This window comes from Luteimonas gilva, from assembly GCF_005239095.1.
Classification (GTDB): domain Bacteria; phylum Pseudomonadota; class Gammaproteobacteria; order Xanthomonadales; family Xanthomonadaceae; genus Luteimonas_C; species Luteimonas_C gilva.
In genome coordinates, this window is record NZ_SZUA01000003.1 from 485,236 (window position 1) to 507,897 (window position 22,662).

General features: G+C 66.6%; 17 protein-coding genes. 9 read left to right on the forward strand and 8 right to left on the reverse strand.

Features of this window, described 5'->3' with window-relative positions; all coding sequences use genetic code 11:
• Positions 1-88 precede the first annotated feature (88 nt).
• On the forward strand, positions 89-1,186 hold the full coding sequence (locus FCE95_RS16000) for a sensor domain-containing diguanylate cyclase (RefSeq protein ID WP_137268031.1): 1,098 nt from the start codon (positions 89-91) through the stop codon (positions 1,184-1,186).
• Positions 1,187-1,290: 104 nt separating this feature from the next.
• On the opposite strand, the gene FCE95_RS16005 is transcribed toward FCE95_RS16000, so the two are convergent.
• From FCE95_RS16005 to FCE95_RS16035, 7 genes are all read right to left on the reverse strand, one after another.
• Positions 1,291-1,674 carry a VOC family protein gene (locus FCE95_RS16005; protein WP_137268032.1) on the reverse strand — a complete coding sequence of 128 codons (384 nt, stop codon included), beginning with the start codon at positions 1,672-1,674 and terminating at the stop codon, positions 1,291-1,293.
• Between the two features lie 112 nt (positions 1,675-1,786).
• Positions 1,787-2,170: a VOC family protein gene (locus FCE95_RS16010; protein ID WP_137268033.1), complete on the reverse strand. Its 384-nt coding sequence runs from the start codon at positions 2,168-2,170 to the stop codon at positions 1,787-1,789.
• 147 nt (positions 2,171-2,317) lie between these two features.
• Positions 2,318-3,724, reverse strand: coding sequence for a dihydrolipoamide acetyltransferase family protein (locus FCE95_RS16015; RefSeq protein ID WP_137268034.1), 1,407 nt, complete (start codon positions 3,722-3,724; stop codon positions 2,318-2,320).
• A 17-nt stretch (positions 3,725-3,741) separates the two neighbouring features.
• Positions 3,742-4,083: an SH3 domain-containing protein gene (locus tag FCE95_RS16020; RefSeq protein WP_137268035.1), complete on the reverse strand. Its 342-nt coding sequence runs from the start codon at positions 4,081-4,083 to the stop codon at positions 3,742-3,744.
• Positions 4,084-4,096: 13 nt separating this feature from the next.
• Complete coding sequence (locus FCE95_RS16025; protein ID WP_137268036.1) at positions 4,097-5,161, reverse strand: alpha-ketoacid dehydrogenase subunit beta; 1,065 nt, start codon at positions 5,159-5,161, stop codon at positions 4,097-4,099.
• Entirely contained in the window at positions 5,158-6,231 is a 1,074-nt protein-coding gene (gene pdhA / locus FCE95_RS16030) for a pyruvate dehydrogenase (acetyl-transferring) E1 component subunit alpha (RefSeq protein WP_137268037.1), read from the reverse strand. Before pdhA ends, FCE95_RS16025 begins: the two co-directional genes overlap by 4 nt.
• 315 nt (positions 6,232-6,546) lie before the next feature.
• Positions 6,547-10,215 carry a Calx-beta domain-containing protein gene (locus FCE95_RS16035; protein ID WP_137268038.1) on the reverse strand — a complete coding sequence of 1,223 codons (3,669 nt, stop codon included), beginning with the start codon at positions 10,213-10,215 and terminating at the stop codon, positions 6,547-6,549.
• A gap of 132 nt (positions 10,216-10,347) precedes the next feature.
• Between FCE95_RS16035 and FCE95_RS16040 the strand changes: the two genes are divergently transcribed.
• The 7 genes from FCE95_RS16040 (at position 10,348) to FCE95_RS16070 (ending at position 20,651) form a co-directional block, all read left to right on the forward strand.
• Complete coding sequence (locus FCE95_RS16040) at positions 10,348-11,229, forward strand: tryptophan 2,3-dioxygenase (RefSeq protein ID WP_137268039.1); 882 nt, start codon at positions 10,348-10,350, stop codon at positions 11,227-11,229.
• A 2-nt stretch (positions 11,230-11,231) separates the two neighbouring features.
• Complete coding sequence (locus tag FCE95_RS16045; protein WP_189644809.1) at positions 11,232-11,630, forward strand: NUDIX domain-containing protein; 399 nt, start codon at positions 11,232-11,234, stop codon at positions 11,628-11,630.
• A gap of 209 nt (positions 11,631-11,839) precedes the next feature.
• The gene (locus FCE95_RS16050) at positions 11,840-13,426 is read left to right on the forward strand and encodes a peptide MFS transporter (RefSeq protein ID WP_137268041.1); all 1,587 of its coding nucleotides are present in this window, start codon (positions 11,840-11,842) and stop codon (positions 13,424-13,426) included.
• Between the two features lie 18 nt (positions 13,427-13,444).
• Positions 13,445-13,987 carry a thioredoxin family protein gene (locus tag FCE95_RS16055; protein ID WP_137268042.1) on the forward strand — a complete coding sequence of 181 codons (543 nt, stop codon included), beginning with the start codon at positions 13,445-13,447 and terminating at the stop codon, positions 13,985-13,987.
• A 119-nt stretch (positions 13,988-14,106) separates the two neighbouring features.
• Positions 14,107-16,374, forward strand: a complete 2,268-nt coding sequence (locus FCE95_RS16060) for a winged helix-turn-helix domain-containing protein (RefSeq protein WP_137268043.1) — start codon at positions 14,107-14,109, stop codon at positions 16,372-16,374.
• A gap of 186 nt (positions 16,375-16,560) precedes the next feature.
• Entirely contained in the window at positions 16,561-18,768 is a 2,208-nt protein-coding gene (locus FCE95_RS16065; protein ID WP_189644810.1) for a hypothetical protein, read from the forward strand.
• Positions 18,769-18,845: 77 nt separating this feature from the next.
• The gene (locus FCE95_RS16070; protein WP_189644811.1) at positions 18,846-20,651 is read left to right on the forward strand and encodes a S8 family peptidase; all 1,806 of its coding nucleotides are present in this window, start codon (positions 18,846-18,848) and stop codon (positions 20,649-20,651) included.
• Positions 20,652-20,903: 252 nt separating this feature from the next.
• On the opposite strand, the gene FCE95_RS16075 is transcribed toward FCE95_RS16070, so the two are convergent.
• Positions 20,904-21,434 (reverse strand): MarR family winged helix-turn-helix transcriptional regulator, encoded by a 531-nt coding sequence (locus tag FCE95_RS16075; protein ID WP_137268046.1) that lies wholly within the window; start codon positions 21,432-21,434, stop codon positions 20,904-20,906.
• Positions 21,435-21,519: 85 nt separating this feature from the next.
• Between FCE95_RS16075 and hppD the strand changes: the two genes are divergently transcribed.
• Positions 21,520-22,629 (forward strand): 4-hydroxyphenylpyruvate dioxygenase, encoded by a 1,110-nt coding sequence (gene hppD, locus FCE95_RS16080; protein WP_137268047.1) that lies wholly within the window; start codon positions 21,520-21,522, stop codon positions 22,627-22,629.
• Positions 22,630-22,662 lie beyond the last annotated feature (33 nt).

The window sequence follows — 22,662 nt, forward strand, 5'->3', positions numbered from 1 at the left end:
GAACCCGGAAACCGCGCAGTCCTGCACAGAAACTGGATGCGGCTTTTGCCAATTTGCCCGGGTGCCCGATCGGAGGCGGGACTCAGGCATGAACACGATGCTGGCCGACAGCGAAGAGGAGTTGCGCGAAAGCGAACGCTTGATCGCGCTGGACGGTTACGGCCTGCTCGACAGCGAACCGGAACAGGCCTACGACGACATCGTCGAATTGGCCTGCGCCATCTGCGATGCGCCGGTCGCGAGCGTCACCCTGATCGACAGCGGCCGCCAATGGTTCAAGGCCAGCCGCGGCTTCGGCGTGCGCCAGACCCCGCGCAGCGAAGCGGTTTGCGACGTCGCCATCCGCACGCCGTATGAAATGTTGGAGGTGCGCGACCTGCACAAGGACGCGCGCACGCCGATGCGGCCGCAAGACGCCGCCGGCAAGGCCTTGCGCTTCTACGCGGGTATGCCGCTGACGAGCCCGGAAGGCCATGCGCTGGGCACGGTCTGCGTGCTGGACCATGCGCCGCGCACGCTCGACGAGCGCCAACGCCGCGGCTTGGCCGCGCTGGCGCGCCAAGTGCAGCACTTGTTCGAACTGCGCCGGATGATGGTGCGCCAGGGCGACATCCTGCAGCAGCGCCTGGCCGAGGCCGAACGCTTGGAAACCGATCGCGCCGATCTGCAGCGCCGCCACGACGACCTGCAACGCGCGGTCAGCCGCGACCCGCTCACCGGACTGCTCAACCGCGCCGCCTTGGACGAACTGCGCACGCGGCCCGAGGCGCAGGATCGGCTGCGCTCCGGCGACTACACGCTGGCCGTGGTGGACATCGACCACTTCAAGCAAGTCAACGACCGCTACGGCCATTTGATCGGCGACGAAGTCTTGCGCGCGGTGGCCGGCGTGATCGCCGTGTCCAAGCGCAAGGGCGATATCGCCGTGCGCTACGGCGGCGAGGAATTCCTATTGGTGCTGTTGGGCACCCATCTGGCCGGCGCGTTCGAAATCGCCGAGCGGATTCGCGAGAACGTGACCCTGGAACCTTTGCCGTTCCCGGTGACCGTGTCGATCGGCATCGCCCGCAGCCACGCCGCCGGCGAAGCGCCGGAACGGGTGTTCGAGCGCGCCGATCAGGCCCTATACCGGGCCAAGGCGGCCGGCCGCAACCGGGTGATCGCGGACGATACGCAGCGGTTTTGAGCGGGTGTAGCCCGGGTCGAGCGAATGGATAACCGGGACGCTCCGCTCCATGAAAGATGGCGACCCCGGGTATCGCTTCGCTCCACTCGGCCACCTTTCAGGGCTCAATCTTCCCAAGTATTAGTATGCGGCCCGAAGCTCTCGCGCTGCGGCCGCACGATGCAGAAACGGTGCCCGGTCGGCGCTTCCATCACCCACCAGCGCTTGACGAAGCCGATCTTCTTCGCGCCGAGCTTCTCCAGGCGCGCGGCTTCGGCGTCGATGTCGTCGCTTTCGATGTCCAGGTGCACGCGCGAAGGGTGCTCGACTTTCTGCAGCAGGACGATCGGCTCGTCGTCGGCCGCTTCGAATTCCGCGTAGAGGCCGTCGCCGTCCACGTCGGCGCTCTTGACCCGCTTGCCCAGCGCCGCGCTCCAGAAGGCGACGGCGGCGTCGAGATCGTCGGTTTGGCAATCGACGACGAGGGTGCTGAGGCGGCTGCGGTGCATGGAACGCTCCTTGGATATCGATCTTTGTAGAGTCGAGCCTGCTCGACTGCTTTTTTTGATGCGGAAGCTCGGATTCTGGGAAAGCAGTCGAGCAGGCTCGACTCTACAAAGCTCACCAGACGTTCGGTGCCGCGCCGAGTTCGGGATGCTTCATGCGCACGATGCAGAACCGCTGCCCGGTCGGCGCTTCCATCACCCACCAGCGCTTGACGAAAGCGACCTTCTTCGCGCCCAGCTTTTCCAAACGCTCGGCTTCGGCGTCGATGTCGTCCGCTTCGATGTCCAGGTGCACCCGCGACGGGTGCTCGACCTTCTGCACTTCGGCATCGAGGCCGTACGGCGTATCGGCGAACTGCTGGTATTCGGCCGTGTCGTCGCCGGCATGGCGTTCGGCGATGCGCATGCCGAGCGCACCGGCCCAGAAATCGGCCGCGGCGTCCAGATCGCCGGTGTTGCAGTCGATGATGAAGCCGGCCAAACGGCTGCGGTGCGCCATCGCGTACTCCTTACGGCGTTCGGGTCGCCGTGCTTAAGAGCCCCTTAGTTAGGGGCGATTCGGGCCGCAGGCGCGAATGGGGTATGGAAGCACCTAGCGGGCCCGAAGTTTGCGAAGCGAACTTCGGGCTGAACACGCGCAGCGTGTTCACTGCGGCAAGGCCAGATCGTCCAGCATCGCCTTCAGGAACCGCGCCGCCTCGCCGCCGGTGCAGGCGCGGTGGTCGAACGTCAGCGACAGCGGAATCACCTTGTGCGATTCGAACCCGCCGATCACCGGCGTGATCTGGTGCCGGCCGCGGCCGGCGGCGACGATCGCCACCGTTGGCGGCACGATCACCGGCGTCGCGTAGCGGCCGGCGAACATGCCGAAGTTCGACAACGAGATCGTATAGCCGCTGAGCTCGGAAGCTGGAATGCTGCGGTCTTCGACTTGCGCGCGCAGGCGATTGATCGCCTGGCGCACGCCGCGCGCGTCGAGCACGTCGGCGTTGCGCAGCGCGGGCACGAACAATCCGTCGTCGGTGTCGACCGCGATGCCGATGTCGACGTGCGGATGCAGGGTGCGGGTCAGCTTGTCGCCGTCGAACCAGGCGTTCAGCGCCGGCACCCCTTTGCACGCCGCGACGATGGCGCGCACCAGGCGGCCGGTGACGTCGTTGCCGGGCGTCCAGGCGTGGATGTCGGCGTCGTCGCTGAGCGTGGTCGGCACGACTTTGGCGTGCGCATCGGCCATCACTCGCGCCATGTTGCGGCGCACGCCCTTCAACTGTTCGGGTTGGCCGGTGACGCTGACCGACGGCGGTTGGGTGCGCATCGGCTTGCCCGACGCGGAGAGCGCAGTGCGCGCCGCTGCTGCGGGAGAGGCTTCAGCCCCGACGCTGGCCCGAGTCGGGGCTAAACCCCCTCCCACAGGTGCTGCGCCGGGTTTCGCGCTGCCGTCGGCGGCGGCGCGCTTCACGTCGTCCATCGTCACCACGCCGTCGGCGCCGGTGCCGCGCACGCGCGCGATGTCCACGCCCAGCTTGCGCGCCTGCGCGCGCACGGCGGGCATCGCCTTCACGCCGCCGACCGCGACCGCTTGCTCGCTGCGCACCGCATCGGAGCTCTGCATCGCGCCGACGACCGTGCCGCTGTCTTCGCGTTCTTCGGACTTGGCTTTGGGCGCAGGCTTGCCGGTTTCGGCGATTTCGCCGCCTTCGTCGGATGCGACCACCTTGTCGCCGTCGCTCGGCGCCTGGCTGCCCGTGCCTTTCGACGGACCGTGATGGTGACCGGTGTCCTGGCCTTCCGCGCGCTGCGGCAGATTCGGATCGACCTCGAATTCGGCCAGCATCGTGCCGGTGACGATCACGTCGCCCGCGCCGCCGGCCAGCTTCAGCACTTTGCCCGACACGGGCGAGGGCACTTCTACCACGGCCTTCGCGGTTTCCATCGACACCAGCGGCTCGTCGAGCTTGATCGTATCGCCGACTTTGACGAACCACTCGACGACGGTCGCGTCGGGCAGGCCTTCGCCGAGGTCAGGCAGGAGGAAGGATTTCTTGTCGGCCATGCGGTCCTCTGAAACGGTCAGTCGATGATGTCGATGGCGCGCGCGGGTATCCATCCGCTCGCGCCGCGTTCGTTCTCTGCCCACCACCAATCGGCGAGCTCGTGATGCAAAGTCAGGATCTGGCCGATGTCAGCGTCCAGCTCCTGCGTATCGTAATCCCGCTGCGCGGTGGCCAGGCCCATGTCGCGGTCGAACAGCACCGACGGGATCCAGCCGCCCAAGCCGCTGGCCAAGGTCGTCCAGACGAACTGCGGCCAATCGTTGTCGCGTTCGCCCAGCGTCACTTGGTCGCCCGGCGCGATCCGGATCGCCGGGCGATCCGGGGCGCGATGCTGGGCGACGACGCGGGCGCGTTTCACGTCGGCGCGCCGCTCATCCCGCCGCCAACGCGCGCTTAGCCGCGGCGACGATCTTGTCGACGCTGGGCAGGTATTTCATTTCCAAGCGGAACAGCGGAATGTGGGTGTCGTAACCGGTGACGCGCTCGACCGGAGACACCAGGTCGAACATCGATTCCTCGGCGAGGCGCGCGGCGATCTCGGCGCCGAAGCCGGCGGTTTTCGCGGCTTCGTGCACGATCACGCAGCGGCCGGTCTTGGCCACCGATTCGGCGATGGTGGCGAAGTCCAACGGCTTGAGCGTGGCCACGTCGATCACTTCGGCGCTGATGCCTTCGCCGGCCAGCTTGTCCGCGGCTTCCAGGGTTTCCTTTACCTGCGCGCCCCAGGTGACCAGGGTCACGTCGCTGCCGTCGCGCAGCACGTAGCACACGTCCAGCGGCAAAGCCTCGCCGTCGTCGGCCACGATTTCTTTGTACTGGCGGTAGATGCGTTTGGGTTCCATGAAGATCACCGGATCCGGATCGCGGATCGCGGCCAGCAGCAGACCGTAAGCGCGCGCCGGCGACGACGGCAGCACCACGCGCAGACCCGGCACGTTGGTGAAGATCGCTTCGTTGGCTTCGGAATGATGCTCCGGCGCGCGGATTCCGCCGCCCCACGGCACGCGCAGCACCATCGGGCAGCTCAGACGGCCGCGAGTGCGGTAGCGCATGCGCGCGGCGTGGCAGACGATGAAGTCGACCATCGGATACATGAAGCCGTCGAACTGCGCTTCGGCCACCGGCTTCATGCCTTGCGAAGCCATGCCGACGGTGAGGCCGGCGATGGTGGTTTCGTCCAGCGGCGTGTCGAGCACGCGCTCGGTGCCGAAGGTTTGCGACAGGCCGGCGGTGGCGCGGAACACGCCGCCGTTGACGCCGACGTCTTCGCCGAGCACGACGACGCTGTCGTCGTGGCGCATTTCGTAGGCCAGGGCCTGGGTGATCGCTTCGATCAAGGTGATCGCGGTCGACGCTGCCTTTGTGGGAGGGGCTTCAGCCCCGACAGCGGCAGCCGACGAGGGGGCCGTTGAAGTCTTAGTGGCGGTCTCGTTCATGCGCGCTTCTCCAATGCGATCGCCGCGGCGCGCTGTTCGAGCAGGTCCGGCGGCGGGTCGGCGTACAAGTAGTCGAACATCGCCTCGACCGGCTGCACCGCGGTTTCCAGATAGGCGTTGATCTCGATGTCGACCAGGCGGCCGCATTCCTCGAGCCAGGCTTTTTCCTGCGCCTCGTCCCAAACCTTTTCGGCCGTGAGCCAGGTGCGCAGGCGGGCGATCGGTTCGCGCGTCCAGGCCGCTTTGACTTCGTCGTCGCTGCGGTAGCGGCGCGCGTCGTCGGCGGTGGTGTGGTCGTGCAGGCGGTAGGTCATGAATTCGATCACGGTGCCGCCTTCGCCCTTGCGCGCGCGTTCGTAGGCGCGGCGCATGCCTTCGAGCACGGCGATCAAATCGTTGCCGTCCACTTGCAGGCAGTACAAGCCGCCGGCGATGCCTTTCTGCGCCAGCGTCTGGGCGCCGGTCTGGGCCGAACGCGGCACCGAGATCGCCCAGCCGTTGTTGATCACGCACAGCACCAGCGGCAGCTTGTAAGCGCCGGCGGAATTGAGCGCGGCGTAGAAATCGGTTTTGGAAGAACCGCCGTCGCCGCAGCACGACACCGCCACGCGGTCCTGCTTGCGCAGCTTGAACGACAGCGCCGCGCCGGCCGCCATCAGGCACTGCGTCGCGATCGGCACGCACCACGGGTAATCGTTCTTCGGCCCGGAGAAATCGTTGCCGCGTTCGTCGCCGCCCCAGTACATCAGCACTTCGCGCGGCTTCACGCCGCGCATGAACTGCGCGCCGTATTCGCGGTAGCTGGGCGCGAACACGTCTTCGGGGCGCATCGACGCGCCGATGCCGACGTGGGTGGCCTCGTGGCCGAGGCACGCGGCATAGGTGCCGAGCTTGCCGGTGCGCTGCAGCGCGATCGATTTGGTATCGAAGGTACGCACGAACAGCATCTGCTTGAACAGCGGCAGCAACGCTTCCGCATCGGCCACCGCCGGCGGCAGCTTGCCTTGCAGCTTGCCTTCCGGAGTGAGGTATTGCAGGTATTCGATTTCGAATTGCGCGGCGAGGGTCATCGCGGACTCGTGGGGCGGCGAAAGGCCACATGATACCCGGTGCGTCGTTAAGGGCCGTTGCGCGGCGCGGTAGGCGCTCGGAACGCTGCGGTGCGCTATTCCTCCCCTTGCGGAGCCGGGCACAGAGCGGGATGCCCGAAAGGCAGGAGAGGGACGAGCGGAGCGAGTGCTTTTTCTCCACTCGCGGCATTGCGCCGAAAAGCCGAACCCTCTCCCTGGCCTTCGGCCTGTCCCTCTCCCAAAAAAGGGAGGAAAAGCAGAAGCGCGGCCTTTCGGCCGCGCTTCCGTTTGCAACCATTCCCGCGAGTACGGAAATCAGTTCACGGGAATGCTCTTCGTAGCGACGTTGTCCGCCGGCGTGCGGTCCGGCACCGACGAGCTGGCTTCGGCATTGACCGTCAATGCGGCCGGCGCATTGCGCGGCGGCACGATCGCGGTCAGGCGGAAGTTCTCGTTCGCGCCGACCGGCATCGCGGCGGCGCGGGTGCAGTTGACCACCAGCGTGCTGACGGCGGTGTCGCGCACGCACTGCCAGCCGGCCGCCGCTTGCACCACGCCGTTCGGCGTGTTGGCGCGAACGGTCAGCTTGGCTTGCGCCGCGGCCAACAGGCCTTTGCTCACGATCGGGATCTGGAAGTTCACGGTGCCGCCGGGGCGAGTGGACGTGGTCGCGGTGGTCACGCCTACGCCCAGATCGACCTGCGATTGCACGGCCACTTCCGCGGACGCGCCGTTGTTGGCCGGATCCGGATCTTCGGTTTGCGAGGTCGCTTGCGCGGCCATCTCCACCGACTGGCCGATCCTGCTCGCCGGCGCGACGGCCGTCAGCTGGAACGCAGCGTTGCCGGCGTTCGCCAGCGTGGCGCTGCTGCAGGCCAGCGACGTGGTTTGACCGCTCACCACCGGCGCGTCGCAGCTCCAACCGTTCGGCGCGACCGCCGCCAGATCGGGCAGCGCGGCGTCGAAGGCGAAGCCGATCGCCGGGAACGCCGCGGCGTTCGGGCCGGCATTGGCGATCGTCGCGGCGAAGTGCATGGTCGCGCCCGCATCGACGTTGGCCGGATTGGCCGACGCCGTCGCCGACAGGTCCGCGAACGACACCGGTTCGGCGCGGAAGTAGGCGACGATGGGATCGTGGTCGGACAGGCGCGATGGCGTATCGCCGGCGCTGCGGTTGACTTCCGGGAAGTCGCCGTTGATCCGCGGATGGTCTAGCGCCACGCCCACCGTCGCATCGAGCAGCGGCTGGTTAGCCAGCACGTGATCCAGCGACTGCGCATTGCCTTCGAACGTGTACGAATAGCGCTGGTCCGCCGGCGCCAGCGACGCCAGGTTCATCAGGTTCGGATTCACCAGATCGATGCCGTCGCCCGGCACCGCGGTTTGTTCGTCCGGGGTCGGGGAGCCGGTCACGACGTTCATCGGATCGACCAGGCCGTCGTTGAACTCGAACGCGTTGAAGTCGCCCAGCACCGCAATCCGGCGCTGCGGATCGGCGGTCTGCATCGTCTGGATCAGATTGGCCAGGAACACGGCCTGCGCCTGCCGCTTCTTGCGCACGCGGTCGCCGGCGGTGGTCGAACCCGACGGCGATTCGCTGTCGACGTCGATCAGCGAACGCTGGTGCACGCCGATCGCGGTGATCGGGAAGCTGCGGCCGTCGGCGTAATGCACCACCGCGGACAGCACCAGCGGCGGACGGTCGTTGAGCAGCGCTTGGTTGCCGCTGGCGGGATCGGTCCAGGTCGCGTTTTTGCCTTCCTGGGTCACCGAGACCACTTCCACGCGCGGCGTGCCGGCGGCCACTTCGGTGGTGCGCACCAGGAAGCCGATGTCGATGCCGCCGACGTCGTTGCCTTCCGACAGGTAGGCCGTGTAATCCAGCACCTCGCCGCCCGCGGCGACCGAGTCGTCGTGGATGCGCTGGGCCAGCGTCTGCAGCACGCTCAGGTTCTCGGTCTCCATCGTCACCAGGATGTCCGGCGCGTTGAGATAGTTGCGGATGCCGAGCGAAGCCTTGCCCAGACGCTTCTGGTAGGCGGCGGTGGTCAGCACGGTCTCGCCGATCGCCGGATCGTTGACGTCGTCGTAGAAGTGCTCGAGGTTGTAGCTGGCGACGGTGAACTCGTCGTCTTCCGGCGCATGCGCCGGCGCCGGCGCGGGACCGGGCACGACGGTCGGCGGCGTCGCCGGTTCCGGCAGCACGGTGTAGCGGCGGAAGCCGTAGTCGAGCGGACCGACCAGGTGGGTCAGCGTCGCACCCGCGGCCACATCGATGCGCGCGCCGCCGATGCCGGCGCTGGCCACGCTCAGCAGTTCCGGATTCGCGTCCCAGCGTGGCAGCGGCGGAATGCTGCTGCCCGACGGCGCCGGGTTCGGGGCTTCGATGCCGGGTTCGCGGAACGGACGCGGCGTATTGCCGACCACGATATGGAACACGCCGTTGCTGCTGCCGTTGGCGTTGGGTTCGTCGACGTTGCCCGCGGTCGGCGCCACCGCGCGCGCGTTAGCGATGCCGACGCGCATGCCTTCCAAGCGCTCGAGCTGGTCGATCGGGCCGCTCGCGTTGGGGAAGCTTTCGCTCAGCGGGATCGCGGTCGGAAGCGCATTGCCGGACGACAGCTGCACGATCGCGGTGACGCTGCCGATTTCGGTCAGCGGCAACTGGAACGGATCCTGCGACGGCACGAATTCCACCACGGTGCCGCTCACGCGCACCGAAGCGCCGATCGCGGCGGCCGCGGGCGGTGCGGTGCTGGTGAACACGAACACGCCTTCGGAGGTGTTCGGGTCGGCGTCGACGTCGGCGTCAGGCGCCTGGATGAAGAAGCCGTTGCTCTTGCGGCCGGTGACGATGCCGGTGGTGTTCACCTGCTGGCCGACGAGCGGCGAAGTCGCGCCGTTGCCCTGGATGTCGTGGATCGGCAGGACGGTCAGATCGTCGTTGGCGATCGTGCCCACGCCCTGGCCGTCGGCGACGACGGCGCCGGTCGCGTTGGTTACGTTGACGAAGAAAGTTTCGTCCGGTTCCTGGGTCGTGTCGCCGTTGATCGACACGGTGAACGTATAGCTGGTCGCGCCTTCGGGAATGCTCTGCGCGGTCAGCGACTTGGCGACGTAATCGCTGCCCGCGACGGCGGAGTTGTCGGCGGTGGCGATGTCGAAATGCACGCCGCCGGCCGGCGCGGGCGCGGTCAGCGTCACGAAGAAGGTCAGGTCGGCGGCGCCGCTGTTGCCTTCGGCGATGCCGGCGTCGCCGATGTTCAGCGAGGGCTGGCCGCCGCCGCCGGAGCCGCGCGCGGTCAGCGAGAAATCGTCGACCGCCAGGCCGTCGTCCGCGCCGCTGGCGTCGGAGTCGGTCCAGCGCACCCAGAAGGTGGCGCCGTTGGCGATGGACAGGCTGCCGATGTTGGCCGCGAGCGGCACGCGATGGCTCGCATCGTTGCCGTCCTTGGCGCCGACGGTGCCGGTGTCGGGCGTGACGAAATCCAGCGTGTTGACGTCGACCCAGGTGCCGGTGGCGACATCGGTCGCGTTGAGGCTGTATTGGAAATCGAGGCGATCGGTGCGCGCGGTCGTGCCCAGGCGCCACTGCTCGCCGGCGTAGGCGATGTCCAGCGCTTCGATCGCCGCGCCGGTGTTGTTGACGAAGCACGCGCCGAAGGTAGAGATCAAGGTGCCGCTGCGCAACGCGCCGAGCGCGCGTTCGATGCCGCCCGCCGCGCCGTAGCTGTAGGTGTCGCCGGTATTGCTGCTGCCGATGTCGGCGGCGTATTGCTCGTTGTCGCGGGCGCCGCCGCCGGTTTCGGTCATGGACCAACCGGCGATGCTCAGCGCATTGGTCGTGCCGCTGTTGGCGAGGGCGTCGAAATTCTGGGTGGAGGCGGTATCGACCGCGCTCAGGTTGATGCACTGCGCATGCGCGGCCCCGAAGCCGCAGGAAAGCAGTAAGGCGAGCGCCGCACGGCGCGCGATTCCGTTCATCGATTGGGTCCCCGAAAGTGGTCGCGGCGGAAGGCCGGCGACCGGCCGATTGTGCCGCAATCCTGGTGCGGCGGCATGACACCCCGGTGACGCGATCGGTTACCCTGTTTGCCGCATTGCAGCAGGCCCGTTATGAGCATCGAAGACAACCAGCGCCCGCTCGAGGAAGGCATCCATACCGACCTGTCCGGACGCATGACCTACGGCGGCTATTTGCGCCTGGACCGGCTGCTGTCGGCCCAGCAGCCGCTGTCGAATCCGCCGCACCACGACGAGCTGCTGTTCATCGTCCAGCATCAGGTGGCCGAGCTGTGGATCAAGTTGATGGTCCACGAACTGCGCGCGGCGATCGCCGATCTGCGCGCCGACCGCCTGGATCGCTGCCAGAAGATCTTCGCCCGCTGCAAGCAAGTGCTGCGCCAGCTGACCGAGATGTGGGCGGTGCTGGAGACGCTGACGCCGTCCGAGTACATGGAGTTCCGCGAACTGCTCGGGCCTTCGTCGGGATTCCAGTCGCTGCAGTACCGCACCATGGAATTCCTGCTCGGCAACAAGAACGCGGCGATGCTGAAAGTGTTCGCGCACGACGAGCAAGGTTCGCGCGCGCTGCGCGAAGCGCTGGAGTCGCCCAGCCTGTACGACGAAACGCTGCGCTTCCTCGCGCGCCGCGGGCACGCGATTCCCGCCGACTCCCTGGAGCGCGATTGGACCAAGCCGCACGTGTCCGATCCGCGCCTGCTGCAGGTGTTCGAGAAGATCTACGAAAACACCAAGGCGCACTGGGACGAATACCATCTGTGCGAAGACCTGGTCGATCTGGAAAGCCAATTCCAGCTGTGGCGCTTCCGCCACATGCGCACGGTGATGCGCATCATCGGCTTCAAGCGCGGCACCGGCGGCTCGTCGGGCGTCGGCTTCCTGAAGCAGGCGCTGGAATTGACCTTCTTCCCCGAATTGTTCGAAGTGCGCACGCTGATCGGCGGCGGCTATTCCGGCGCGTCGGAGCCGAAGTAACCGTGCACGACTGCGTCGGCGCGGTGCTGGTGCGCGGCGGCGAGCTGCTGCTCGGCCGGCGCGCGGCGGATCGCGCATGGCTGCCCGGCGCTTGGGACGTGTTCGGCGGCCATATCGAGCCGGGCGAAGATGCGCAAGCCGCATTGGCTCGCGAATTGCGCGAAGAGCTGGGCATCGCGCCGCTGCGGATGCGCGCGCTCGGCGAGCTTTCGGGCAGCGCGCCCGACCCGTGGCGCTTGCGGCTGTACGCGGTGACCGACTGGTCGGGCGAGCCGCATAACCTGCAACCGCAAGAGCACGACGTTTTGAGTTGGTGTGCGCTTTCCGATGCGGAAGACAAACTGCGCGGAGCGCATCCGGAGTTTCCACGATTGCTGCGGGCGGCGTTCGAACTTACGTAGCCCCGCGGCACGCTGCGATCCGGCTTGCCTCCCCCTCTCCCGCATGCGGGAGAGGGCTTCAAGGCATATTCGAATCGCGAATCTGGAATCGATCTGCTGCGGCGCAGCATGAATCATTGGCCCATCCGAGGGTCCAATGGGTTTGACGTATCCCCCTCGCGGCGGGTACACCTTGCCGCCGTCTGCAACCACACAGGGGATTCTTCCGCATGAGCGCCCAAGTTCCGAACGCCGCCGAACCGGCGGGTCCGCCGCTCGCAGCGCCCTCCGGCGCCGGCACCCAGCCGCCCACGTTCGACCAGCGTTTGGGGCATCCCAAGCCTTTGTGGATGCTGTTCATGACGGAATTCTGGGAACGCTTCGCGTTCTACGGCATCCGCTGGGCGCTGGTGTACTACATCGTCGCGCAGTTCTACGACGGCTCGGGTACCGGCGAGAAGCCGGCGAACCAGATGTACGGCGCTTACTTGGCGTTGGTCTACGCCGCGGCGATCTTCGGCGGCTACGTCGCCGACCGGGTCCTGGGCTACCAGCGATCGATTCTGCTCGGCGCGGTGATCATGGCGGCTGGGTTGTTCATGATTTCGTTGCCGAACCAACAAATATTCCAATTGGGATTGGCGACCATCATTTGCGGCAATGGCTTGTTCAAACCGAACATCTCCACGATGGTGGGCAAACTGTACGGGGTAGGCGATCCGCGGCGCGATAGCGGCTTCACGATCTTCTATATGGGCATCAACCTGGGGGCGTTCTCCGCCCCAATCCTGACGCAGATCCTGGCGCAGAAAATCTTCGGCGACGAAGGGATGCCCGCTTACAAAGTCGTGTTCATCGCTTCCGGCGTGGGTATGCTGTTCAGCCTGGTATGGTTCTGGTTCGGCCGCCGCCAGTTGCAAGGCATCGGCCGGCCGCCGGGCAACGCAGATAAGCGCAAGGTTCTATACGTTTTCGTCGGCGCGCTGCTCGCGATCCCCGTCGTATATTTTCTGCTGACGATGGGCGCCGAACCGCTCAACTGGTTCGTCCTGCTGCCCATGTTCCTCATTCTGTGCGCGCTTCTGCTCGTCGAAGGAATTCGCGAGGGCAAGGTGCAGCGCGACATGACCATCGCTATGCTGGTCATCTTCGTGTTCAACATCCTGTTCTGGATGTTCTTCGAACAGGCGGGTAGCTCGTTCAGCTTCCTCTCGGACAAGATCGTCGATCGCGATATCTTCAGCGGGTGGTCCGAATCGCTGGTGATGGCGATCACCGGCGACCGCGTTTTCCCGAACGCCTGGTTCCAGTCGGTGAATTCGCTGGCGATCATTACCCTCGCGCCGGTTCTGGCCTTCATTTGGATCTGGATGGGGCGGCGCAATAAGGAGCCGTCGATTTCGCGCAAATTCAGCCTGGGCCTGATCTTCAATGGTTTGGCCTTCCTGCTGCTGATGTTCGCGCTGTCCCGCTTGGTCGATCCGACCACGTTCAAGATCCCGTTCTGGACGCTGTTCATGGTCTACGTCATACAGTCGGTAGGCGAGCTGTGCCTGTCGCCGATCGGCTTGTCGATGGTCACCAAGCTCGCGCCGGTACGGTTGGTCGGGTTTGGAATGGGCGGCTGGTTCCTGTCCACGGGCATCGGCAACAACTTGTCGGGTATCTTCGCCGGCATCGTCAGTGGAGAAACCGGCATGACCGTGGAATCGGCGCATACCGGCTATACGTTCGGGTTCTGGGCGCTGGTGGGTTCGGGCGTCCTGTTGTTCCTGATTTCGCCGCTGATCAGCAAGTTGATGCACGGCGTGAAATGACATTGCGATAGAAGGCCAATGAAGAAGACGGCGCGCGGCGTCCGCTGGACGCCGCTGATTTTGGGGCTGGCGCTCGCCGCCGGCTGCGGTTCCGAACAGAAATCCGCGCAGAACGCGGCGCCGGCGCCGAGCGCGCCTGCCGTAGTCCAGGCCGAAAAGGTGCTGGCGGCCGATTTCGATCCCCGGCGCGATCCTGCCGACGATCTGCGCACCGCGACCCTGGCCGCGCAGCGCGAGGGCAAGCGCATCGTCCTGGACGTGGGCGGCGATTGGTGCGCCTGGTGCCGACGCATGGATGCCTTCGTCGAAAACGACGCGTCCGTGCGCGCCTACCGCGACGCGCACTTCGTCTGGATGAAAGTGAACTACAGCGAAGAGAACGAAAACGTCACGTTCCTGTCGAAATTCCCGAAAGCGAAGGGCTACCCGCACCTGTTCGTGCTGGACGCCGACGGCAAGCTGCTGCACTCGCAATTCACCGGCGCGCTGGAGCAGGGCAAGGGTTACGATCGCGACAAGTTCCTGGCTTTCCTCAAGCGCTGGGCGCCAGCGCAGTCCTAACGGTTTTCGCGAGCGAGGGGTTGCAGTTCAACGGCTAGTGTCGAACCGCTGGGCGACGGGCCGCATGGCACAATTCCGCGGCGCGCGTCGAGTAGCCCGGGCGGGATCCCGTCGTATCCATGCAGGCACCGGTCTTCCGCTTCGGACAATTCACTCTCGATCTCGCCAAGCGGACGTTGTTCCGCGACGGCGAGCCGGTTGCCGTGTCCGGGCGCGCGCTGGATTGCCTGTGCTACCTCATCCTCAACCGCGATCGCGCGGTCGGCCGCGACGAATTGGCTGCCGCGGTGTTCGGGCGCACGAACGTCTCCGATTCGCAGCTGGGCCAGGTGATCGTGCGCGCGCGCCGGGCGATCGGCGACGATGGCCAGGAGCAGCGGAGCATCCGCACCATTCAGCGTTTCGGTTTTCGCTGGACCATGGAGGTGAGCGCGATCGTTGCGGGAACGGCCAACGAGCCCTCCGTTTCCGTCCCACGCTCCGCAGGCAGAAGGTGGCCATGGTTTGCCGGGGGGCTGGCGGCACTGGCGGCGATCTTGCTGCTGACTCCTTGGTCGTCTCCGAATCCGGATGGCGTACGCGATGCGCCCACCCTGGTGTTGCCTGCGCGAGTGCGGAGCGGAGCGGACATGGCATGGGTCCGGCTGGGCCTCATGGACTTCGTGGCCGAGCGGCTCCGGGCGGCAGGGCTGCGGATACCTCCGAGCGAGAGCACGCTGCTCTTGCTGCAGAGGCGGCAGCAGAATGATCCGGCTTCGCTGCGCGAACTCTCGAAGGCGCAGATATTGATCGAAAGCGAAGCCGCGCACAGCGACGGCGTCTGGAAGGTGAGCCTGGTGGCCGCCGACGACAACGGCATCCGCCAGCGTGGACAGGGCGAGGCGAAGGATCTGTTCGAAGCGGCTCGGATCGCCTGCGATCGATTGCTGGCGGCGTTGGGGTATCCGCCCGCCGACGGCGATGTCGGTTCGGGGCTCGTCGCCGACGAGCGGCTGCGGCGGATGCAGGCGGCCCTTTTGTCGAATCAGCTCGATACCGCCAAGGCGCTGCTGGATTCGATGCCGGAACCGAAGCAGGCGCAATGGCGCTATCAGCGGGTACAGCTGCGCTTTCGCGAAGGGGAATACGAAACCGCACTGCAGGAGCTCGCCGAACTCCTGGAAACGCCCGAGGGCAAGCGCGATGCGGGTTTCCGGGCGCGCCTGTTCAACAGCCGCGGCGCGATGCAGATCCGCGTGGACCGCTATCCGGATGCCGAGCGCAGCTTCGATGCGGCGATCGCGTTGATCGATCCCGCGCGCCATCCGTCCGAATGGGCGCAAGCCAGGGCGGGACGCGGCGTCGCCCGGCTTGCGCAAGGGAATGTCGAAGGCGCGCGGGGTGATCTGGGCGAAGCGAGGATCCAGCTGATGCGGACGGGCGATGCGATCGGCGTCGCGCGCGTGGACAGCAATCTGGGCCATCTCGAAAGTCGCCGCAATCGTCCGCATGAAGCTTTGGGGTACTTCCGCAAGGCCGCGCACGATTTCGAGGCCTTGGGCGCGGTCAATGAGCTGCTGAGCGCGCGGACGATGCTGGTGAGCGCGCATCTGGATCTGCTGCAGGCGGAGCCGGCATGGGCCGCCTCGGAGCGGCTGTGGGCATTGCGGGACAAAGCGGCAGACCCGGCCCAGCGCGCGATGATCGACATCAATCGCGCAGAAGTGCTGATGCACACCGGCCGCTTGCGCGAAGCCGAAGCGCTGCTGCGCGCTCCGCGCGAGGATACGCGCCCGACCGAGGGCCAATTGCAGCATTACGCGTTGCGCCAGGTCGAGCTGGCGTTGGAATCGGCCGATCCGGCGACTGCGACGGCCTTGGCTGACGCCGCGCTCGAGCGGTGGGCGCAAATGCGCGATCCGCTTCGGAGCTGGATGAAGCTTCGCCGCGAGCAGGCGGCATTGGCGGCGGACCTGCCGTCCTCGTTCCGGCCCGGCGAGCTATCCGCGGAAGCCATGGGCGCGCTGCCCGACAAACTGTCGGCCGCGATCAGGCTGCGCCGCCTCGGACGGGACGCCGCCGCGGACGCGCTCTACCTGCAAGCCATGCGGCACGCCGAGCGCGATGGCGTGCCGCACGAGATCGTCGAGGCGGCGTCCGCTTATGCGACCTGGCTGATCGAGCGGGGTCGGCTGAGCGAAGCCGCCGAGATCGTCGGACGGACGGCGCCATGGACGCAGGCCGATTTTCGTGCGGCGATATTGCAGGTGCGGCTGTTCCACGCCATGGGGCCGCCCGATTTATGGAAGCGATCGTTGCGCGAGGCGGAGCTGATCGCCGGGGAGCGCCACATCCCGGCGTTGCTCAAAACCGCCAAGCCTCGGGCTGCGGCGTCACCAACTCCTTGATCCTGAAACGTTTCATCGAAACGTCACGCAATTCACAAGAGACAGGAATGACTCCGCGCACTTCGGGCGGAGAACGTCGGGATGCGCGATGGCAGACATCGGGCACAGCGGGCGGGCCGGTCCTCGGCCCCGCCGGACGAATCCCAACGTGGAGTAGAGACACCGATGAACCCGGTCTTAGGAGGCATGCGTCCGCATGCCGATATTTCAGTATCCAGTTTTCCCGCTCGCCGCACCGCCTGGCGGGCAGCGCTCGTACGCGGAACGCTCGCGCTGGGCATCGCTGCGGCGCTGGAATTGTTCGTGGCGCAGCCGGCGCTCGCGGCGGAGGGCGAGCCCCCGGCACGGTCCGCCGATGCCCCTGCTTCGGCGCGGGTCCGCGCCGCCCAGCTCGACCAGATCGAGGTGGATGCGGACAGTTCGGCGTCGGCCGAGGCGGAGCAGGAGGAAGAAACCGCTGACATCCAGGGCCTGGAGGCCGCGGACCAGTATTTCGACAGCGTCGGCGATCCCGCCGGCGGCGACGCCGCGCTGGCGCTGGGCGACTTCGCCACGGCCGTCGGCTCGAGCAGCTTCGCCGTGGGCGCGCATTCGCTGGCCATGGGGCATCTAGCGACCTCGTTGGGCGATTTCAGCACCGCGATCGGCTACGGCGTCAGCAGCGGCGGCCTGTCGTCGGTCGCCCTCGGCGGCTATACGGTCTTGCCGGAATACAACGCCGCGCCCGGTTTGCCGCCGCCGCCTATGTTGGAAATGGTGACCACGGCCAACGGCGAGAATGCGACCGCGGTCGGTCCGGGCGCCAATGCGGGCGGCACCGCATCGCTGGCGCTGGGCGCCGGAGCCGAGGCCACCGGAGAAATCTCCAGCGCCATCGGCTTGCGCGCACAGGCGGTCGGCCATTTTTCGACGGCAGTCGGCGCGTGGTCCCACGCGGACGGGCTCGGCGCGATGGCGATGGGGGTCACGGCCAGCGCCCTGGGCCGGGATTCGACGGCGGTCGGCGCCGGCGCAACTGCCGAAGGCGTGGACGCCACTGCGCTCGGACAAGGCACCTATGCCAACTTCTCGAGCTTGGCTGTCGGACCTTCCGCGCGAGCCGTAGGTCCGGTGTCGACGGCAGTCGGTCCGGGCAGCATGGGCGTTGGGCAGATGTCGGTGGCCGTCGGCGGCGCTGCGCAGGCGTACAGCGATTTCTCGGTGGCTACCGGATTCCATTCCGTCGCGCACGGCACGGCCAGCGTTGCGGTCGGCGAATACGCCGTCGCCGGCGGATACCTGCCCAAGGCGCCGGATCCGAACGAACCCCCATGCGACATCTGCGGGCCCTGGAATGCCCAAGGCGACCTCAATCCGATGCAGGCTCACCGTGCCGTTTCCATCGGCAATTTCTCGCAGGCGTACACTGAGGACAGTGTTGCGCTGGGATCGTTCAGCCTGGTGTCCGGAAACAACAGCGTCGCCATCGGCTCCGGTTCCCACGCCGACCGCGACAACGTCGTCTCCGTCGGCGCTTCGGAGGATTGGTACGGCAACGGCGAAGACGGCGACCTGTGGCGCAAGGCGATCCAGCGCCAAATCATCAATGTCGCGGCCGGAACCGAGGACCACGATGCCGTCAACGTAGCGCAGTTGGGTCAGTTCGCTCCGATATTCGGCGGCGGTGCGGCTTTGGTCGGGGGCGTGCTGACGCCGCCCGTCTACACGATCCAAGGCCTCGACTATTCCGATATCGGCTCGGCGTTCGCCGCGGTGGACGCGCGCTTGACGAACCTGCAAAACGACATCGACGACATCCCCGATGGTCCGCCGGGTCCTCCGGGGCCGCCTGGACCTCCAGGCCAACCGGGCACGCCCGGTGCGCCGGGCGCCGGCATCGTGTACGACGACGAAGGCAAGGGATCGCTCACGCTCGAAGGAGAGGGCGGTACCCGCGTGCGCAACGTCGCCGATGGCAGCGCGGCCACCGACGCCGTGAACAAGCGGCAGATGGACGCCGGCGATGCGGCGACGCTCGCATCGTCGAAGCGCTATGCCGATAGCGCCTCGTCGCAGGCCTTGTCTTCGGCCAAGACTTATACCGATCAGCGCTTCGGCGCGCTCAGCAGCCAGTTCGAGGCGCTGGAGGAAAACGTCGGCCATCGGCTGAACCAGCAGGACGAGCGCATCGACAAAATCGGAGCAATGAGCTCGGCCATGATGGGCATGTCGATCAACGCCGCGAACGGCCGCAGCCCGCGCGGACGCCTGGCCGTAGGCATGGGCTGGCAGGGCAGCGAGGGCGCGCTCTCCGTGGGCTACTCGAAGTCGATCGGTCGAACCTCCTTCAGTCTCGGCGGCGCCTTCGCCAGCGACGAAAGCTCGGCGAGCGTCGGCTTCGGCGTCGATCTCTGATCCTCCCTTATTCAGGACACCACACCATGAAAACATTCCGATCCGCAGCATACGGATCAGTCATCGCGATCTGCGCCATGGCCGCGACGGCGGCCTCCCGCCCATCCCAATTGCCGCTCCGAGTGCAGCCTGCCCCGACCGCTGCCGATGCGAAAGCCGCGCCGTCGCGGCAGACCCGGTTCGACCGATTCATCGTTCAATATCGGGAAGGCGCGGCCGATGCCTCCGTTGTTTCCACGCATCTCACCCGAACCGCCCGGCAGGCCGGGGTGAGCGCCGTATCCGGCAAGACAGTGACCCTGCGCCAGGTTAGGCGCACCGCGCTGGGTGGCCACGTCGTCGCCAGCTCGACGCCGCTCGATCGCGTCCAAGCCGACCGCTTCCTGGCCCAGTTGCGCAGCGATCCGCGGGTCGCCTGGGCCCAGCCGGACTACATCAAGCGCCCTCTCGAAACCGTGCCCACCGATCCGCGTTATGCCGATCTGCAGTGGGATATGCACGATCCGGTCGGCGGCGTGAATGCGCCGCTGGCATGGGACGTGACGGCCGGCGAGGGTGCGATCGTGGCGGTGATCGACACCGGCGCAGTCCAGCATGCGGATCTGTCGGCGAACATGCTTCCGGGCTACGACTTCATCAGTTGGCACGGCCAGGAAATCGACGGCGTCCTTTATCCCGATATCGCAGGCGACGGCGATGGCCGCGATGCGGATGCCAGCGATCCCGGCGATTGGACCGACGCGAGCATGTCCGAATGGTGCCCGGTGGTCAGCAACAGCAGCTGGCACGGCACGCATGTGGCGGGGACGATCGCCGCCGTGGCCAACAATGGTCTCGGCGTGGCGGGCCTGGCTTATCGCGCGAAAGTGCAGCCGGTGCGGGTGATGGGCCATTGCGGCGGACTGACGTCCGACATCGTCGATGCGATCGTCTGGGCGTCCGGCGGCAGCGTCGATGGCGTGCCGGACAATCCTACGCCCGCCGAAGTGCTGAACATGAGCCTTGGAGTCAATATTCCTTGTTCGATGGATCCGGCGACGCAGGCGGCGATAGACGCCGCTTTGGGTCGCGGCGTCAGCGTGATCGTAGCTGCGGGCAATAGCGGGCAAAACGCATCGGGCCACAGTCCGGCAAGCTGCAGCGGCGTGGTGACGGTGGGGGCAACGGACGTTTACGGCGCGATCACCTTCTACAGCAATTACGGAACGAGCGTGAGCGTCGCGGCGCCGGGCGGCGGCACCTACGATCCCATCGAGGCGGGCTACATCTGGTCCACCGGCAACAGCGGTACCACCACCCCCGTTCCGAGTCCGGAGGGCGATGTCATGCTCGGCATGGCCGGTACGTCCATGGCTTCGCCCCATGTGGCCGCCATCGCCGCGATGATGCAGAGCGCGGCTGTCGCCAACGGCCATCCGGCGCTCGCGCCGAGCCAGGTCAAGGCCTTGCTCAAGGGCACCGCAAAGCCGTTCGGCGTGGCGCCTTCGCCCACGACCCCGATCGGCACCGGCATCGTCGATGCGGCCGCCGCGGTGAGCGCCGCCGCCAAGGGATACGACGAGCGCGCGATCGCCCTGCCCTTGACCAATCGCGTCCCGTTCTCGGGTGCCGGCGGCGAAGGGGGCGAGAACGTCTTCTTCAAGTTCACGGTCGAAGCCGGCACCCGCAGTTTGACGCTGCGCAGCTATGGCGGTATCGGCGACGTAAGCCTATTGGTCGCGCGCGAGCGGATTCCGACGGCGGACGATTACGATGGCCGCTCGCAGCAACCGGGCAACACCGAGTCGGTCACTCTGGCGAACCCCGCGGCTGGAACCTACTACCTGCGTTTGGGCGGAGCCGCTCCTTATCGCAATTTGTCGGTCGTTGCGGTCAGGCAGTAAGGTCCTGCCGCAGCCTGCGGCAGTCACCTCCGCGCCTTCCTCCGTCCCAACGGGCGGAAGAAGGCGCGGCTTGCGGGCTCGATTGCACCACTCGCCGGCTGCTTTTCAGACTCTCTCCCATTCAAGCAGAGGTCGACGGCGATGGCTTGGTTCGCCGCGATGCGAATCCGGCGGGAGCAAGCAGCCCGGCAAGCCCGCTTTACGAAATCGCGTCCGACGAAAGCGGTGGAGTGGCCGGCGACAACCGAGGCGTCAATCGCCGGCTTCGGATTCGGCGCGGAATTCCAGCTCGTCGAGCCGGTCCAGCAGGCGGAACAACATCGCCCGCTCCTCGTCGCTCATATCGCCGAGCAGGCGCCGTTCGAACGCCATCGCTAGCGGCGCCACTTCGTCGTAGATCCGGTAGCCGCCTTCCGACAGCCGCAGCACCGAGCGGCGGCGATCGTCGCCGTGCGTGTCGCGCTGCAAGCGGCCGGATTCGATCAAGCGCGCCACCGCGCGGCTGACCGCGACCTTGTCCATCGCGGTGCGTTGGGCCACTTCGTTGGCCGACAGGTCCGGATAGCGGCCCAGCACGGCCATGACCCGCCATTCGGTGACGCCCAGGGCGAAGCGCTCGGTGTAGATGCGGGCGATCATCCCGCTGACCCGGTTGGACAGCACCGACAGGCGGTAGGGCAGGAAGCGCTCCAGCTCCAGCACGGCGTGGGCGGCGCCGATCGACGGCTCGGCGGCGGCCGCGGCGGGGCCCGAGCGGGGCGATTCGGCAGTGCGATCCGTCATGCTGCGTTGCGCCTTGCAAATGGTTTCAGATGAAACTATAACGTTGGCACGCATTTCGCAAGCCGCGCCGCAACAGGAGTTTCCCATGAACGCGCAACCGCAGACGACCGTTCAGCCGAATCTCGGCATGCAAGTCACCACCTTCGAAAATCCGATGGGCATCGACGGCTTCGAGTTCGTCGAATTCGCCGCGCCCGCGGGCCAGGGCGAGCTGCTGCACGACTATTTCCGCAAGATGGGCTTCAGCGCCGTCATGCACCACAAGACTCGGCCGATCACGGTGTACCGACAGGGCGGCGTGAACTTCCTGGTCAACGAAGATCCCGATTCGTTCGCGGCGGATTTCGCGGCGGCGCACGGGCCTTGCGCTTGCGGTTTCGCGATCCGTTTCAAGAAGCCCGGCGCGGAAGTCTTCAAGGCCGTGCTCGGCAACGGCGGCGAAGCGATCGACCATAAGGAAAATACCAAAGCCGTCGGCACGCCGGTGGTGAAGGGCATCGGCGATTGCATGCTGTACCTGGTCGACCGCTACGGCGGCAACGGCAGCGTGTACGAAGACTACCTGCCGGTGCAGGGCGCGGTGCAGGATCCGCGCGGATTCGGCCTGACCTTCATCGACCATCTGACCCACAATCTGTACTTCGGCAACATGCAGAAGTGGTCGGACTACTACGAGCGCCTGTTCAACTTCCGCGAGATCCGCTACTTCGACATCAAGGGCGCCAAGACCGGCCTGGTGTCCAAGGCGATGACCGCGCCCGACGGCATCGTCCGCATCCCGCTCAACGAATCCAGCGATCCGAAGTCGCAGATCAACGAGTACCTGGACGCGTACAAGGGCGAGGGCATCCAGCACATCGCCTGCTTCACCGACAACATCTACGAAACGGTCGAAGCGATGCGCGCGCAGGGCGTCGAATTCCTGGATACGCCGGACACCTATTTCGAAGTGATCGACCAGCGCGTGCCCAACCACGGCGAGGACGTGCCGCGGTTGGCGAAGAACAAGATCCTGATCGACGCCGATCCGGAAACGCACCAGCGGAAATTGCTGCAGATCTTCACCCAGAACGCGATCGGCCCGATCTTCTTCGAGATCATCCAGCGCAAGGGCAACGAAGGCTTCGGCGAGGGCAATTTCCAGGCCCTGTTCGAGAGCATCGAGCGCGACCAGATGAAGCGCGGCGTGCTGTGATGCTTGAGTCCCCTCTCCCTCCGGGAGAGGGCT

Coding starts and splice junctions, on each gene's coding strand:
- FCE95_RS16035 (WP_137268038.1), bottom strand. CDS start 10,215: ATGAACGGAATCGCGCGCCGTGCGGCGCTCGCCTTACTGCTTTCCTGC.
- FCE95_RS16065 (WP_189644810.1), top strand. CDS start 16,561: ATGCGTCCGCATGCCGATATTTCAGTATCCAGTTTTCCCGCTCGCCGC.
- FCE95_RS16010 (WP_137268033.1), bottom strand. CDS start 2,170: ATGGCGCACCGCAGCCGTTTGGCCGGCTTCATCATCGACTGCAACACC.
- FCE95_RS16025 (WP_137268036.1), bottom strand. CDS start 5,161: ATGAACGAGACCGCCACTAAGACTTCAACGGCCCCCTCGTCGGCTGCC.
- FCE95_RS16015 (WP_137268034.1), bottom strand. CDS start 3,724: ATGGCCGACAAGAAATCCTTCCTCCTGCCTGACCTCGGCGAAGGCCTG.
- FCE95_RS16040 (WP_137268039.1), top strand. CDS start 10,348: ATGAGCATCGAAGACAACCAGCGCCCGCTCGAGGAAGGCATCCATACC.
- FCE95_RS16005 (WP_137268032.1), bottom strand. CDS start 1,674: ATGCACCGCAGCCGCCTCAGCACCCTCGTCGTCGATTGCCAAACCGAC.
- FCE95_RS16070 (WP_189644811.1), top strand. CDS start 18,846: ATGGCCGCGACGGCGGCCTCCCGCCCATCCCAATTGCCGCTCCGAGTG.
- FCE95_RS16050 (WP_137268041.1), top strand. CDS start 11,840: ATGAGCGCCCAAGTTCCGAACGCCGCCGAACCGGCGGGTCCGCCGCTC.
- hppD (WP_137268047.1), top strand. CDS start 21,520: ATGAACGCGCAACCGCAGACGACCGTTCAGCCGAATCTCGGCATGCAA.
- FCE95_RS16060 (WP_137268043.1), top strand. CDS start 14,107: ATGCAGGCACCGGTCTTCCGCTTCGGACAATTCACTCTCGATCTCGCC.
- pdhA (WP_137268037.1), bottom strand. CDS start 6,231: ATGACCCTCGCCGCGCAATTCGAAATCGAATACCTGCAATACCTCACT.
- FCE95_RS16055 (WP_137268042.1), top strand. CDS start 13,445: ATGAAGAAGACGGCGCGCGGCGTCCGCTGGACGCCGCTGATTTTGGGG.
- FCE95_RS16075 (WP_137268046.1), bottom strand. CDS start 21,434: ATGACGGATCGCACTGCCGAATCGCCCCGCTCGGGCCCCGCCGCGGCC.
- FCE95_RS16000 (WP_137268031.1), top strand. CDS start 89: ATGAACACGATGCTGGCCGACAGCGAAGAGGAGTTGCGCGAAAGCGAA.